The organism is Nocardia sp. NPDC005825 (assembly GCF_040630175.1).
Taxonomy (GTDB): domain Bacteria; phylum Actinomycetota; class Actinomycetes; order Mycobacteriales; family Mycobacteriaceae; genus Nocardia.
This window is the reverse complement of the sequence record NZ_JBEXXC010000005.1, coordinates 180,239-194,138: the sequence shown is the minus strand read 5'-3', so window position 1 is coordinate 194,138 and position 13,900 is coordinate 180,239. Positions and strand designations below refer to the sequence as shown.

The window sequence follows — 13,900 nt, the reverse complement described above, 5'->3', positions numbered from 1 at the left end:
GGCGGCCGTTGGTATCCGAGAAGGAATCAGGCGGCGGCGGATTCGCCGCGGTGACCGTGATGCGGCATGGAGAGCCTCGCCTCGATGGCCGACAGCGCCGCGGGAGCGGCGGATCCTTCCAGATCGAGCAGCAGCCAGCCGTCGGGCGTCCAGCCGCCGTGGATATCGGTCCGCGCCAGGCGTCCGCCCGGCACGAACGGGTCGTTGACGAATCCTTCGGCGGCGTCGTCCAATTCCAGCGCCAGCGCCGAACCGCCCAGGTACACACGGCCGGACCGCCCCGGCGGCACCAGCCGCAGCGCATCGTCCAGCACCAGCAGCCGAGCGCCCGGAATCGGCCGCACCCGCCCCGAACCGTCCAGGGGGCCACGCGCCGCCACGCCCGCGTATTCCGGTGTGGTGTAGGCGAATCCGGTGCAGGAGCCCGGAGCCAGTTCGTGCAGCAGGGCCGACAGCGCGGCCGGGCAGTCGTTCCCGAACACGTCCCAGCGGCGCACGGTGGGCAGCGCGGGGGAGGGGAGGAAGGCCAGGTTGGCCAGGGTATCGGCGTCGGCCACCACGTGGGTGGCCGCGCTCAGCGCGATGAGTTCGGCCAGGGTGCCCGCGTCGGCGCGCTGCGGGGCCGTGGCCAGGACCAGTGTCGCCCCGTCGGCCAGCGCGGCCAGCAGTTCGACCGCGGCGTCGGTGGTGTCCCAGCGGGTGGCCAGCAGTCGCGAATCCGGCGAACCGTAGGCCCGGTCGATCTGGCAGGAGCGTTGATCGGCGGCCACCGCGCGGCGGTCGTCGGCGGCCGCGGCCACCGCGACCGGCTTCAGTCCCGTGCCGGTGGGGCCCAGTTCGGCCAGCACCGTGCCGAATTCGGCGGCGCTCGCGATATCGCAGAGGATGCGGGCCAGATCGTCGAGGGTGGGTCCGGCCGTGCCGGTCACGCCGCCGTCGAGCCGTTCGTAGAGTTCGGCATAGGTGAGGATGTGCCCACCGCAGCGGACGGCGGTGCGCAGTGACGGCACGCGGCGTCCGCAGTCGATGAGCATGGAAACTGAGGGGACGTCGTACAGTTCGACCCCATTGGCCCATTCGTCCGCGAGCCGGTGACGCTCGACGGCGGACAGTGAATCCGGCACCGCACGCTCCATCGTTCCAAACCCCCGGTACTAACTTATGCAACCCTAACCTAATCCATGAAGGGCACGATCGGCCACCCCTTCGGGGATCGAATCGGCGACAACGGTCTGCAACTCGGGAGAAAATTAGGCTAGGCTCACCTACCGCTCGGCCGATTCGGCCGGGCGCGCTCGGTCGATCCGGTCGGGCAGAGCAGAAGGAGAGCACGATGAAGTCGCGGTCGTTCACCGCAAGGGCCGCCCTGGCGGCGGTCGCAGGCCTGCTCGCGCTCGGGCTCACGGCCTGCGGATCCAGCTCCGACGACACCGCCTCCGGCGGCGGCGCCCCGGTCACCATCACCCACGCGCACGGCCAGACCACGGTCGAGGGCACCCCGACCCGCATCGTCGCCCTGGGCAACCAGTGGCTCGACACCACGCAGGCGCTGGGCGTCACCCCCGTCGGCTACATCGACAACATCGCGGTGCTCAGCAAGGGCGCCCCGCCCTGGGAGCCGGCCGCGCTGTCGCAGTCCAAGGCCCTCTCGACCACCGGCAGTCTGGCCGAACAGGTCGCCGCGCTGAACCCGGACCTGATCCTGGCCGACCCGTTCATCGCCGACGCCAAGACCTACGGCGACCTGTCCAAGGTCGCGCCCACCCTGCCCGGCCTCACCAAGGAAGCCGTGACCCCGTGGGCCGACCAGGTGCACGCGCTGGGCCAGGTGCTGCACAAGACCGCCGCCGCCGACAAGGTGGTCGCCGACCTCAACGGCCGCATCGACGGCATCGCCCAGCGCAATCCGGGCCTGAAGGGCAAGACCTTCATCAGCTCCTGGCTGGCCGGGCCGTCGCAGCTGATGGTCCTCACCGACCCGAAGGACGGATCCAGCCGCCTGTTCACCCAGCTCGGCATGACCATCCCGCAGCGCCTGGTGGAGCAGGGCGGCAACGGCGGCCGCCTGGCCCTGTCGCCGGAGCGCCTCGACGAGCTGAACGCCGACCTGCTGCTGGCCGGCTACTCGCCGGGCCTGGACGAGAAGTACCGCGCCCTGCCGGGGTACAACGACCTGCCCTCGGTGAAGAAGAACTCCATCGTCTTCCTCACCGTGCAGGAGATCAGCGCCATCAACCAGCCCACCCCGCTCGCGCTGCCCTACCTGCTCGACAAGCTCGAACCGGCCCTGGCCAACGCCGCCAAATGACCCGCGCCGACCACCGCTACGCCCTGCGCCCCGGCGTCACCTGTCTGACGATGCCGGGCGGCGCGGTCCTGCTGAACCCGCCCCGCAACGAGAAGCTGACGGGCCTGACCGCGCCGCAGAGCCAGGCGCTGAAGACCCTCAACCGCGGCCCGGCGACGCTCACCCAGCTGGAGCCCGAATCCGATTCGGTGACACCGCTGCTCGACCGCCTGACCGGCGCGGGCTGGCTGGAGGTCACCGTCCGTGACGGCGATCGGGACCTCTACACCCTGCGCCCCTTCGCCACCCCGCCGGCCCGTCCGGCGGGCGCGGCGGCGGCCCCGCTCTCGAAATTCACGGTGATCCACCGTGATTCGGAGGGCCTGGTGCTGGAGCACCCCGCCTCCTGGTGCGACCTGCGGGTGCACGACCCGCGCCTGCTGGCCTTGGCGGGCGGTGCGAGCCCGTCCGAACTCGGCCTGCCCGAGCATCTTTCGGCCCGCATCGCCGCCGACCTGGCCTGGGGCGGCTTCACCGCCGACCCGGCCGCCGAGTCCGGCGAGTTCACCACCCGCAGCTGGAGCGCCCCCGACCTGTGGTTCCACCGGCGCAGCACGCTGGGCTCCCGCACGGTCACCTGGGACAACTTCGGCCCGACGGCGTGGGCGAAGGACGAGTTCCCGCAGCTCCCCGCGCACCGTCCGGCCTACCCGGGCGAGCCGATCGCGCTCCCGGCCCCCGATCTGGCCGCGCTGCGCGCCTCGGACCCGTCGCTGACGGCCGTGGTCGAGGACCGCCGCTCCCACCGCGCCTTCGACGACCGCAACCCCATCACCCTGGCCCAGCTGGCGGAACTGCTCTACCGCACCGCCCGCACCCGCTCGGTGGAACGGACTCCGGACGGCGGCGAACTCCCGTCCCGCCCCTACCCTTCGGGCGGCGGCGTCCACGAACTGGAGCTCTACCCGGTGGTCCGCAATGTCGAGGGCCTGCCCCCCGCCATGTACCACTACGACTCCTTCGAGCACGTCCTGCGCCCGGTGGCCCCCGCCGATTCCCCCGAGGTCGAGCGCCTGCTCCGCACCACGACGGCGACCCTGGCCAACGCCTCCGAACCCCAACTGCTGCTGTTGATCTCGGCGCGCGCGGGCCGGGTCATGTGGTCCTACGAGTCGGTCGCCTACGCCAATATGCTCAAACACGTGGGCGTCCTCATGCAGACCCTCTACCTGGCGGCCACCGCCATGGGTCTGGGCGCGGTGGCCCAGGGCTTCTCCGACACCGCCGCCTTCACCGCCGCCACCGGCGTCTCCGAACTGGAGGAATGCAACGTGGGCAGCGTCATCCTGGGCACCCCCGCCGCCTGAACCGGTTGTCGGACCCGCCTGGGAGGATCGATCGCATGACGGTGACCGGGGATGATGTTCGGGCGGTGGCGCTTTCGCTGGCGCGCACCTCCGAGCAGTTCGAATGGCAGACGCCGACCTTCCGGGTCGCGGGGAAACTGTTCCTGACCCTGCCCGAGAACGAGACCTCGATGGCCGTCCGGTGCCCGATCGCCGACCGCGACGAACTGGTGCGGGCCGAGCCGGACAAGTTCTGGATCGCCCCGCACGAGGCGGGCAACGCCTGGGTCCGGGTTCGCCTGGCCGCCTTGGACGATCGCGACGAGCTGGACGCCATCGTCACCGACTCGTGGCGGCAGGCCGCGCCCCGGGAGTTGACGGACCCGGCCTGAGCGGCCGGGTCCGCGCGGGTCAGAAGGTGACGCGCTGGTCCTCGGGCATGAAGAGCTTGTCGCCGGAGGTGACGCCGAACGTGCTGTAGAACTCCGGCAGGTTGCGGACGACCTGGTTGCACCGGAATTCGTCGGGGGAGTGGGTGTCGGAGAGACCCTCGGCGGTGAGCTCGGGGGTCTGCTTCGCCCGCCAGCCCCGGGCCCAGGACAGGAACATGGTGCGGTAGTCCGGGTTGCTGTTGCCCGCGCGCTGCTCGGCGAGCCGGTAGGCGGCCAGGGCGATCTGGAGTCCGCGCAGGTCGGCCAGGTTCTCACCGAGCGTGAGTTTGCCGTTCACCTTGTTGTCGGGTGTCACCCCTTCGGGCACCAGGCCGTCGTACTGGGCGACCACCTTGGCCGCGCGGGCTTCGAAGGCGGCCTTGTCCTCCGGCGTCCACCAGTCCCGCAGATTGCCGTCGCCGTCGTATTTGCGGCCCTGATCGTCGAACCCGTGCCCGATCTCGTGGCCGATGGTCGCGCCGACCGCGCCGAAGTTCACCGCCAGCTGCGCGTCCTTGTCGAAGTAGGGCGGCTGCAGATACGCGGCGGGGAACACGATCTCGTTATTGGTCGCCGAGTAGTACGCGTTGACCGTCTGCGGGCTCATGCCCCATTCGGACTTGTCGACCGGCGTGCCGAGCCGGTCCCAGTCCTTCTTGTTGTTGAATGCGTTGATGGCGAGCAGGGATTGGATGAGCTTGCCGCGGGTGATGGTCAGCTTCGAGTAGTCGTCCCACTTGTCCGGGTACCCGATCTTGACCCGCATCTTGTCCAGCTTGGCCAGCGCCGCGTCCCGGGTGGGCTGCGTCATCCAGGCCGAGTTGCGGAAGTTCTCGCGGTAGGCGGCCAGCAGGTCGTCCACCATCCGCTTGACCTCGTCCTTGGCGGACGGCGGGAAGTGCTTGTCCACGTACAGCTTTCCCAGCGATTCGGGCAGCTGCGACGTGGCCAGGTTGACCCCGTACTTCCAGCGTTCCTGCCGCTCCTGCTGCCCGCGCATGACCCGTCCGGCGAACTGGAAGTAGGCGTCGTTGATCGCGATCGGCAGGTAGGGCGCGTAGGCGCGGACCACCGACAGCTTCAGATAGTCCCGCCAGATCGCGATATCGGTGTCGGCCCAGATCTGCCCGGCCGCGGTGATGTAGGACGGCTGCGCGACAACCACTTCCGCGAACAGGTCCTTGGGCCGGTCGGTGCATCCGGCCAGCCACGGCTCGAAGTCGAAGCCGCGGCCGAGTTCGGTCAGCTGCTGCCAGGTCATGCGGTTGTAGGAGGCGTCGGCGTCGCGGCGCCGCACCCGATCCCAGAAGACGGCCGCGATGCGGGTCTCCAGGTCGAGGATCCGCTGCGCCATGCCGCTCGGATCGGCGAACCCGGCGCCCTTGGCGATCGCTTCCAGGTAGACCCGGTACCCCTTCAGCTTCTCGGCGTACTGCGGCTTGCTGTAGTAGTCCTCCTCCAGCCCGATCCCGGACTGCCCGATCCCGGGGATGTAGGCGTTGGAGTTCTTGCGGTCGATGCTGACGCCGATCCCGATCAGCCCGCCGATCGGCAACGCGCCCATCACCTTCGCCAGGTCGGGCTTGGTCGCGGCCTTGTCGACCTGGTCGAACAGCTCCTGCAGCGGCGACATCCCGAGCTTCTCGACGGTGTCCCAGTCGACGCGCGCGTCGTAGAGGTCGCGGATCTTCTGCGCGTCCGAACCCGGTTCCGGGTCCTTGATCCCGTCGATGATCTCCCGCAGCTGGTTCAGCGTGCGCTCGTTGGCCTCGCTGATCGCACCGAAGGCGGGCTTGTCCGGCGGCAGCTGGTACTCCCGCAGCCACTTGCCGTTGACGTACCGGTACAGGTCGTCCTGCACGCGGGCCGCCTCGTCGGCTCCCGAAAGATCCGGTCCCGTCAGCGTTTTCGCCGCCGAACCCTTGCTGCAGGAGGCCAAGGCGGCCGCGGCCGGAACCAGCCCGAGGGCGAGCAGGAATGCGCGACGATCCAAGCGCGCCGAACCCGACGAAGTCACAGGCACTACCTCTCGTGAAGCTGCATTACCGACGCGAGGCTACCGGGGAAGGCTGCCCCGCGCGGGGTGTCGCGAGCCTCCCGATCGCTCGGGCCGATCGCTCAGAGGGTGACGCGCTGGTCCGGCGGCAGGTACGCCTTGTCGCCTTCCTTCACGTCGTAGGTCGCGTAGAACTCGCCGAGATTGCGCACTACCTGGTTGCACCGGAATTCCGCGGGCGAGTGCGGATCATCGGCGAGCTGCTGTTCCAGCGCCTGGTCGGTCATCTTGGTCCGCCACGTGCGGCCCCAGGATTCGAACATCGGCTTGTAGTCGGGCGTCGCGGTCCCGGCGCGCTGCTGCACCATGCGGTACGCGGCCAGCGAGATCTCCAGTCCGCGCAGGTCGGCCAGGTTCTCGCCGACGGTGAGCGCCCCGTTCACATGCTGATCGGCGGGCAGACCCTCCGGCACCAGCACGTTGTACTGCGCGATGAGCTGCTCGGTCTTGGCCTGGAAGGCGGCCTTGTCCTGTGGGGTCCACCAGTCCTTCAGGTTGCCGTCTCCGTCGAACTTCGCGCCCTGATCGTCGAAGCCGTGCCCGATCTCGTGGCCGATGACCGCGCCGCCCGCGCCGTAGTTCACCGCGGGCGCGGCGTTCGGATCGAAGAACGGCGGCTGCAGGAACGCCGCGGGGAAGACGATCTCGTTGCCGCTGGGGTTGTAGTAGGCGTTCACCGTCTGCGGTGGCATGCTCCACTCCGACTTGTCCACAGGCGTCCCCAGCCGGTCGAACATGCGGTTGGCGTCGAAGGCCGCGGAGGCGCGCAGGGATTCGATCAACCGGCCGCGGGTGACGGTGAGCTTGCCGTAGTCCTCCCACTTGTCCGGGTAGCCGATCTTGGCGTCGATCTTCTCCAGCTTGGCGATGGCCGCCTCCCGGGTGGGCGGCGACATCCAGGTCGAATTCTTGAAGTTGTCCCGATAGGCCGCGCGCAGATCGCCGACCATCTCCAGCGCCCGCTTCTTGGCCTCGGGCGGGAAGTGCTTGTCCACGTACAGTTTTCCGAGGGCCTCGCCGACCGCCCCGTTCACCGTGGACACCGCGGACTTCCACAGGTCGGGCCGCTGCTGCAGGCCCGCCATCTCCCGGCCGAAGAAGTCGAAGTTCGGGTCGGCGATGGCCTTGGGCAGATAGGTGGCGAAGCCGCGCACCAGCCCCAGCTTCAGATATTCACGCCAGGCGGGGATGTCGACCTGAGCCCACAGTTGCGCCGCGCCCGTGATGAACGACGGCACGTCCACATTGACCTTGCCGAACAGGTCCTTGGGCCGGTCGGTGGTGCCCGCCAGCCAAGGGTCCCAATCGAATTGCGGCCCCAGCGCGGTCAGCTCGGCCCACGTCTTCAGGTTGTAGGTGGCGTCGGTGTCGCGCAGTTTCACATTGTCCCAATGGAATCCGGCGATCCGCTGCTCCAGGTCGACCACCCGGTCGGCCAGGGCGGTGGGGTCGGCGAACCCGGCGCCGGCCGCGATGCGCTGCATGTAGGTCCGGTACTTGGCGAGCTTGTCGGCGTTCTCGGGCTTGCGGTAGTACTGCTCGTCCAGCCCGAGCCCCGCCTGCGAGACCCCGGCCAGATAGGCGTTGGAGTCCTTCGGGTCGGGTCCCACTCCGATCCCGATCAGTCCGACCCCGGGCAGCGAGCCCATCACCTTGGCGAGGTCGGCCTTGGTCGCGGCCCGGTCGATCTGCTCGAACAGATCGTTGAGCGGCGTGATGCCGAGTTGCTCGATGACGTCCTTGTCCATGCGGCCGTCGTAGAGGTCGCGGATCCGCTGTGCGTCGGATCCGCCCTTCGGGTCGCGGATCCCCTCGATGATCTCCTTGAGCTGCTGCTCCACCCGTTCCTGCACCTCGTCGAAGGTGCCGAAGGTCGACTTGTCCGGCGGCAGCTGGTATTCGCGCAGCCATTTCCCGTTGACGAACCGGTACAGGTCGTCCTGCGGCCGGATCGCCGGATCCGATCCGGCCATATCGGGCCCGATGAGGCTGGTCGGTTTCCCGGCCTGGGCGTCGTTCTTGTTGCAGGAGGCCAGCACGGCGGCGGCGGGCACCAGCCCCAGCGCGATCAGGAAGCCACGGCGGTCGAGAGCAGGACGCTCGGAAGTCAACGCGAATCTCCTCTACCGGATAATCGGATCGCTCGTACGTTGCTCGAGCCGACGCTAGTGGACCCGGCTGAGGAACCCCTGAATCCGCGCCGAACCCCCTGATTTGGGTACGACCTGGGCCTTCGCTAAACTGTTCCGGTTGCCTGCGGGAGCTATGCCCGCACTTCGGCCGCGAACCCACAGTGGTTGTTCTCCCAGTTTGGTGAAAAACCGCTGGCAGGCGCGCGTTGAGGGGCAACTGACCATGCCCGTCGGGTCGGCAATCCGGCGTGCATTTCGTCCAGGTCTAGGAGGAGCTGAAGTGATTCAGCAAGAGTCGCGACTGCGCGTCGCCGACAACACGGGTGCCAAGGAGATCCTCTGCATCCGCGTTCTCGGTGGTTCGTCGCGTCGCTATGCCGGCATCGGTGACATCATCGTCGCCACTGTCAAGGACGCCATCCCCGGCGGCAACGTCAAGAAGGGCGAGGTCGTCAAGGCCGTCGTCGTGCGCACCGTCAAGGAGCGTCGTCGCCCGGATGGCTCGTACATCAAGTTCGACGAGAACGCCGCGGTGCTCATCAAGGCGGACAACGATCCGCGTGGCACCCGCATCTTCGGCCCGGTCGGCCGTGAGCTGCGTGAGAAGCGCTTCATGAAGATCGTCTCGCTGGCCCCGGAGGTGCTGTAACCATGAAGGTGCACAAGGGCGACACGGTCATCGTGATCTCGGGCAAGGACAAGGGCGCCAAGGGCAAGGTCATCCAGGCCTTCCCGGCGACCGGCAAGGTCCTGGTCGAGGGCGTGAACCGCATCAAGAAGCACGTCGCGGATTCCGCGAACCAGCGTGGCGCCAGCTCGGGCGGCATCGTCACTCAGGAAGCGCCGATCCAGGCCTCCAACGTGATGGTCGTCGACTCCGACGGCAAGCCGACCCGCGTGGGCTACCGCACCGATGAGAACGGCAAGCGGGTCCGCATCTCCCGTCGCAACGGGAAGGACATCTGAGATGACTTCTACCGAGAACAAGGTTCAGCCCCGCCTGAAGACCCGCTACCGCGAGGAAATCAAGCCGGCTCTGAACAACGAGTTCAACTACGCCAACGTGATGCAGATCCCGGGCGTCGTGAAGGTCGTCGTGAACATGGGTGTCGGTGACGCCGCCCGTGACGCGAAGCTGATCAACGGTGCGGTCGCCGACCTCACCCTGATCACCGGCCAGAAGCCCGAGATCCGCAAGGCCACCAAGTCCATCGCGCAGTTCAAGCTGCGTGAGGGCATGCCGATCGGCGCGAAGGTCACCCTGCGCGGCGACCGCATGTGGGAGTTCCTGGACCGTCTGATCTCGATCGCTCTTCCGCGTATCCGCGACTTCCGCGGTCTCTCGCCGAAGCAGTTCGACGGCCACGGCAACTACACCTTCGGTCTCTCCGAGCAGTCGATGTTCCACGAGATCGACGTCGACAAGATCGACCGTCCGCGTGGTATGGACATCACCGTGGTGACCACCGCGACCAACAACGAAGAAGGCCGCGCCCTGCTGAAGGCCCTCGGCTTCCCGTTCAAGGAGAACTGATCCATGGCTAAGAAGGCTCTGATCAACAAGGCCAACGCCAAGCCGAAGTTCGCGGTGCGCGCCTACACCCGCTGCCAGCGCTGCGGTCGTCCGCACGCTGTGTACCGCAAGTTCGGCCTGTGCCGCGTGTGCCTGCGCGAGATGGCCCACCGCGGCGAGCTCCCGGGCGTCCACAAGTCGTCCTGGTGAGCCGAAGCTCCTCGTGAGCTGACAACTCCACACCCGAAGGCCCCCACCGAGTTTCGCACCCGGTGGGGGCTTTCGGCATTGTCGTCAACCCCGATTTCTCGCAGCTGCTCCTCGACCCCGACCAGTTGACCCTTACTCACCTGCCGGTTTTACGGCTGGGCGGTTACCCACGCAGTGACGGCGTCGAGGAACTCCGGGCCGCCTGTCACATATCCGCCGATGGTTGCACCGATCAGCGCACCCACGGGAATGGTGAGCCCCCACAACAGGAACACGCACGCCCCGAGGAGGCCGCCCACAATGGCGCCGGTGGCGACGCCGGGCAGATTTTTGTCGATCTGTTCCTTCAGACGGTCGTAGGAGCTGATGTTCTTCAGTTGCGCAGTATCTTCCGCCGTCGGGGTCGGTGTCAGCGTCAAGGTGCGGCCGTCCGCACCGATGTGCTGCACGAGCGGAATCGAACGCCCGTCGACGGCGAACCGTTGCGGCATTTCGGTCAGCGTCGCTCCATTGCCGGACTCGAGCACCACCGCGCCGTTCCGCGCCATCTCGAACTTGCCATTCTGAACGGTGGTGGTGATGACCTTGTCGACTGGCGAAATGGTGATCTGGTAGCCGATTTCATGATCGACACCGGAAATGGTGTCCGCCGCAGCCGGCTGCTCGGCGACGGCCGGCTCCGCATGGGCGGTTGCCGCAGTAATACCCACGGCCGAGATGGCCATGAATACGACGGCGGTGATCTTCTCGAACTTCACTCTTCGAATCCCTCCACTCAGCTGCCCCTGATGGGGCGGACCGCACCAGACCCTAGGCGTCGAAGTCGCCGGTGTGCGATACGCCACACGCGGTGGGGCACCCTAATCGCCGACGGTGTCCGGAAATACTGAACTGTTCGGATTTGGTCGTTGCCGCGCCTGCGCACTAAATGTGACGATTTATCCGAAAAGGGTGGTTGCGAGCGGGGTTTCGGATGTGTTGAGGGGGTGGTACCGGTTTCGGCGCGACTTTTCGCTCGGCCATCCATCCGTGGCCGGACGCTACACTCGATTCGCCAACCGACCGCGAAATACATGGCCGAGACACAGAATTCCGCGGGTTTCCCGGAATTGTCCGGATTTGCGTTTGACCCGGCCTGATTTCCGCACGGCTGGGTGGTTGGCAGTGGCTCCCGGTGCGATTCGATCTCGACTTGCTGAAAGGTCTTGTCCTCGTGGGTGTTGGAGATCCGTGCTCGATCACGTCCCCCGAGCGTCGCCCCCGAAGTTCGCTGAATGAGGTGTGGGGTGTTGTCGCGACGGTGATCGTCGCCGTGCTCGCGGTCGCGGTGGCCCCGGCTTCGGGTGTCGCGGGCGCTGAACCGGGAGATCCGCTGGCGCGCTTTCACCAGCAACATCTGGACTGGCGTACATGCGAGGATGCGGCCCTGACGGCGGAGGGCGCGGCCTGCACGGATGTCACCGTGCCGCTCGATTACGGCAGGCCGGACGGGCCGAGCATCCCCATTGCCGTCTCGCGGATCTCGGCCCGCGACGTGGCACACCGTCGCGGTGTGCTGCTGACCAACTCGGGCGGACCGGGCACGCCGGGGATCGATGCGTTCGATCTCGTCGGTGATGTTCTCGAACCGGATGTGCTGAGCCGCTACGACCTGATCGGATTCGACCCGCGGGGAGTCGCCCGTTCCGGGCGGCACCAGCGGTGCGGATGGCCGGTCGCCGGCTCGATCCGCTCGGCCGGTGTCGGGTTCCCCGGATTCGTCGCCGAAACAGTCCTGCAGGCACAGCTGGCCGCCGATTGCCAGGTGGGCGATCGGGATTGGATGCGGCAGCTCAGCACTCGCAACACCGCCCGCGACATGGACGTGATCCGTGCCGCACTGAGTGCGGACCGCATCAGCTATTACGGCGTGTCCTACGGGACCTACCTGGGTGCGGTCTACGCCCAGCTGTTCCCCGATCGATCCGATCGCATGGTGCTCGACAGTGCCATCGATCCGCGGCGCTACTGGCTGGGGTTGCAGCAGGACTGGGGGCCGGCGGTGGAAGCGGCCTTCGACGACTGGGCCGACTGGGTCGCCGCTCGTGACCAGCAGTACCACCTCGGCGACTCGGCGACCGCGGTACGTCGTGGAGTCGAGAACCTGATCGACCGTGCGTCACTGTCGCCGATCGTGGTCGAGGGCTTCGGTTTCGACGATCATCTCCTGCCGAACCTGCTGTGGACGATGTTGCGGGACGCGCGATTGAACGAGGCTCTGGCGTCATCGGTACGGGCCGTCGCCGACGCGGCCGACGGCCGCACGCCGCAGGTGCCCCCACAGCTGCACCAGCAGATCGACGCCGAGAAGCAGGGGGAGGATTCGGTCATGGTGCAGATCTGGTGTGCGGACGCACCGATGCCCGCCGACCCCGCCTGGTACTGGAACGCGATCCAGGCGGCGCGTCCGAGCCAGCCGATCTTCGCCGCACTGGCCAACAATATTCAACCCTGCGCATTCTGGTCACCACCCCCCGAACCGCCCACCGTGGTCGACACCGCCGTTCCCGCACTCATCCTGCAGGCCACCGGCGACAACCGAACCCCCTACCCCCAGGCCGTAGCACTCCACCAGCAAATGTCGGGATCGCGCTTGATCACCTTGACCGACACCAGGATCCACATGGTGCTACGCCCGGGCCTGAGCACCTGCATCCTCGACACCACCAACGCTACTTCGGCGACGGAACCTTCCCGGCGGAAGACCGCACCTGCGCCCCCACCACACGCCTCGAGTAGGCACGTATATCCGCCACTGGGCGTCGCCGATAGCAGATATGACACCCGCAGTGACCGATTGCGCGGCCGATTCGAATCGGTGGCGGCGCAGTTAGTTTCGATCCGGACTGGACCGCGAGCCCGCACCGAGGTTCGGCTCGGTGGGGCTCGCGGCGTTCAGGTCTCCGTTGACCCGCACGATTCGGGGACGACCTGGCCCTCCCCTCCAATGGCGGCCAGGGCGCCACCGAGGGTCAATCCTGTCAATCGGCCGATCCAAGGAGCAAGATCGGGAGCTGTCCCAACCTGGTGGTAGCGTCGGGCGCTCTACCCCCAATTCGGGGGAGCTCAATCTCGCACGGCCGCAAAGGGTTCACACATGCAGTTCGACAATGGGGTCGACGTCGAAATGCCGACGCTGGCGGCGTTCGTGAAGCGCCTGCGTTTGCGTCGTGGCTGGACCCAGCGTGAGTTCGCGCAGCACGCCCACCTCGGTATCGGCACCGTGCAGAAACTCGAGCAGGGCGACAAGGTCAGTGTGGGGGACCGCGCGTTGTCGGCGCTGGCCGACGCGGTGTGCGACAACGAGCACGAGCGTGAGCATCTGCGCGCCCTGGGCGGCCGCCCGGGTTTCGCGCTCGGCGAGGCCGCCTCCGCCGCCGACATGTCGGCGCTGCTCGATCAGCTCACCTCGATTCCCGCGGCGTGGGTGGTGGATTGGGGCGTGGAAGCCGCGAACGACCAGTACCGCCGCCTGATGCCCGGGATCGCCGAGGCCCCCAGCATCGCCCACTGGCTGTTCGGCGATCCCCGTTCCCGGCTGGTCTTCCCGGACTGGCAGACCGAGGCCGCGTACATGGTGGGCATCCTGCGCCACTATTACGTCGCCGCGCCGGCCCTCGGGGCCACCGAGAACACCACCGTCACCGCCGGCATCGTCCGGGAGCTGTCCGGCCGGCACCCGGATTTCCGCCGCTTCTGGGCCACCGGCGACGTCTACGTCCGCCGCCCCGACAGCGATCGCCGCGTCTGGTCCCCGGCCACCGCCACCATGACGGCGTGGCGCGAGTCCTTGATCCCCGCCGCCTCGGGCTGGCTGGCCATGTGCTTTCCCACCACCCCCGCGACCTGATACGCGAAGATTCCCGATCCGCGCCCGTTCCCCGAC

General features: G+C 67.8%; 13 protein-coding genes. 9 read left to right on the top strand and 4 right to left on the bottom strand.

The window, feature by feature from the left end; all coding sequences use genetic code 11:
* Nucleotides 1-26 precede the first annotated feature (26 nt).
* Nucleotides 27-1,124: an AMP-binding protein gene (locus ABZ382_RS16020; RefSeq protein ID WP_357089137.1), complete on the bottom strand. Its 1,098-nt coding sequence runs from the start codon at nt 1,122-1,124 to the stop codon at nt 27-29.
* Between the two features lie 209 nt (nt 1,125-1,333).
* Between ABZ382_RS16020 and ABZ382_RS16015 the strand changes: the two genes are divergently transcribed.
* From ABZ382_RS16015 to ABZ382_RS16005, 3 genes are read left to right on the top strand one after another with little or no spacing between them, the layout of a single operon-like run.
* A complete protein-coding gene (locus ABZ382_RS16015) occupies nt 1,334-2,308 on the top strand; it encodes an ABC transporter substrate-binding protein (protein ID WP_357089136.1) in 975 nt (324 codons plus the stop codon).
* On the top strand, nt 2,305-3,654 hold the full coding sequence (locus tag ABZ382_RS16010; RefSeq protein ID WP_357089134.1) for a SagB family peptide dehydrogenase: 1,350 nt from the start codon (nt 2,305-2,307) through the stop codon (nt 3,652-3,654). The genes ABZ382_RS16015 and ABZ382_RS16010 overlap by 4 nt, the downstream gene beginning before the upstream one ends.
* Nucleotides 3,655-3,689: 35 nt before the next feature.
* Nucleotides 3,690-4,025, top strand: a complete 336-nt coding sequence (locus ABZ382_RS16005; RefSeq protein WP_357089132.1) for an MmcQ/YjbR family DNA-binding protein — start codon at nt 3,690-3,692, stop codon at nt 4,023-4,025.
* 19 nt (nt 4,026-4,044) lie between these two features.
* On the opposite strand, the gene ABZ382_RS16000 is transcribed toward ABZ382_RS16005, so the two are convergent.
* Both ABZ382_RS16000 and ABZ382_RS15995 read right to left on the bottom strand, forming a co-directional pair.
* The gene (locus tag ABZ382_RS16000; RefSeq protein WP_357089131.1) at nt 4,045-6,081 is read right to left on the bottom strand and encodes a M13 family metallopeptidase; all 2,037 of its coding nucleotides are present in this window, start codon (nt 6,079-6,081) and stop codon (nt 4,045-4,047) included.
* Between the two features lie 101 nt (nt 6,082-6,182).
* Nucleotides 6,183-8,231, bottom strand: coding sequence for a M13 family metallopeptidase (locus tag ABZ382_RS15995; protein ID WP_357089129.1), 2,049 nt, complete (start codon nt 8,229-8,231; stop codon nt 6,183-6,185).
* 301 nt (nt 8,232-8,532) lie between these two features.
* Between ABZ382_RS15995 and rplN the strand changes: the two genes are divergently transcribed.
* Genes rplN through ABZ382_RS15975 form a run of 4 tightly spaced genes read left to right on the top strand, consistent with a single transcriptional unit; the run spans nt 8,533 to nt 9,975 of the window.
* The gene (gene rplN / locus ABZ382_RS15990) at nt 8,533-8,901 is read left to right on the top strand and encodes a 50S ribosomal protein L14 (RefSeq protein WP_033090674.1); all 369 of its coding nucleotides are present in this window, start codon (nt 8,533-8,535) and stop codon (nt 8,899-8,901) included.
* 2 nt (nt 8,902-8,903) lie between these two features.
* Nucleotides 8,904-9,218: a 50S ribosomal protein L24 gene (rplX, locus tag ABZ382_RS15985; protein WP_357089127.1), complete on the top strand. Its 315-nt coding sequence runs from the start codon at nt 8,904-8,906 to the stop codon at nt 9,216-9,218.
* A 1-nt stretch (nt 9,219) separates the two neighbouring features.
* Nucleotides 9,220-9,786 carry a 50S ribosomal protein L5 gene (gene rplE, locus ABZ382_RS15980; RefSeq protein WP_040855261.1) on the top strand — a complete coding sequence of 189 codons (567 nt, stop codon included), beginning with the start codon at nt 9,220-9,222 and terminating at the stop codon, nt 9,784-9,786.
* Between the two features lie 3 nt (nt 9,787-9,789).
* Nucleotides 9,790-9,975 (top strand): type Z 30S ribosomal protein S14, encoded by a 186-nt coding sequence (locus ABZ382_RS15975; protein WP_029923637.1) that lies wholly within the window; start codon nt 9,790-9,792, stop codon nt 9,973-9,975.
* A 149-nt stretch (nt 9,976-10,124) separates the two neighbouring features.
* On the opposite strand, the gene ABZ382_RS15970 is transcribed toward ABZ382_RS15975, so the two are convergent.
* Entirely contained in the window at nt 10,125-10,733 is a 609-nt protein-coding gene (locus ABZ382_RS15970) for a hypothetical protein (protein WP_357089125.1), read from the bottom strand.
* Nucleotides 10,734-11,254: 521 nt separating this feature from the next.
* On the opposite strand from ABZ382_RS15970, the gene ABZ382_RS15965 reads away from it, so the two are divergent.
* The gene (locus tag ABZ382_RS15965) at nt 11,255-13,048 is read left to right on the top strand and encodes an alpha/beta fold hydrolase (RefSeq protein ID WP_357089122.1); all 1,794 of its coding nucleotides are present in this window, start codon (nt 11,255-11,257) and stop codon (nt 13,046-13,048) included.
* A 63-nt stretch (nt 13,049-13,111) separates the two neighbouring features.
* Nucleotides 13,112-13,864, top strand: a complete 753-nt coding sequence (locus tag ABZ382_RS15960) for a helix-turn-helix transcriptional regulator (RefSeq protein ID WP_357089119.1) — start codon at nt 13,112-13,114, stop codon at nt 13,862-13,864.
* Nucleotides 13,865-13,900 lie beyond the last annotated feature (36 nt).

What these genes read in the sequence shown, in the direction of transcription:
- ABZ382_RS16015 (WP_357089136.1), top strand. Translation starts at nt 1,334, where the DNA reads ATGAAGTCGCGGTCGTTCACCGCAAGGGCCGCCCTGGCGGCGGTCGCA.
- ABZ382_RS16010 (WP_357089134.1), top strand. Translation starts at nt 2,305, where the DNA reads ATGACCCGCGCCGACCACCGCTACGCCCTGCGCCCCGGCGTCACCTGT.
- ABZ382_RS16005 (WP_357089132.1), top strand. Translation starts at nt 3,690, where the DNA reads ATGACGGTGACCGGGGATGATGTTCGGGCGGTGGCGCTTTCGCTGGCG.
- rplX (WP_357089127.1), top strand. Translation starts at nt 8,904, where the DNA reads ATGAAGGTGCACAAGGGCGACACGGTCATCGTGATCTCGGGCAAGGAC.
- rplE (WP_040855261.1), top strand. Translation starts at nt 9,220, where the DNA reads ATGACTTCTACCGAGAACAAGGTTCAGCCCCGCCTGAAGACCCGCTAC.
- ABZ382_RS15975 (WP_029923637.1), top strand. Translation starts at nt 9,790, where the DNA reads ATGGCTAAGAAGGCTCTGATCAACAAGGCCAACGCCAAGCCGAAGTTC.
- ABZ382_RS15960 (WP_357089119.1), top strand. Translation starts at nt 13,112, where the DNA reads ATGCAGTTCGACAATGGGGTCGACGTCGAAATGCCGACGCTGGCGGCG.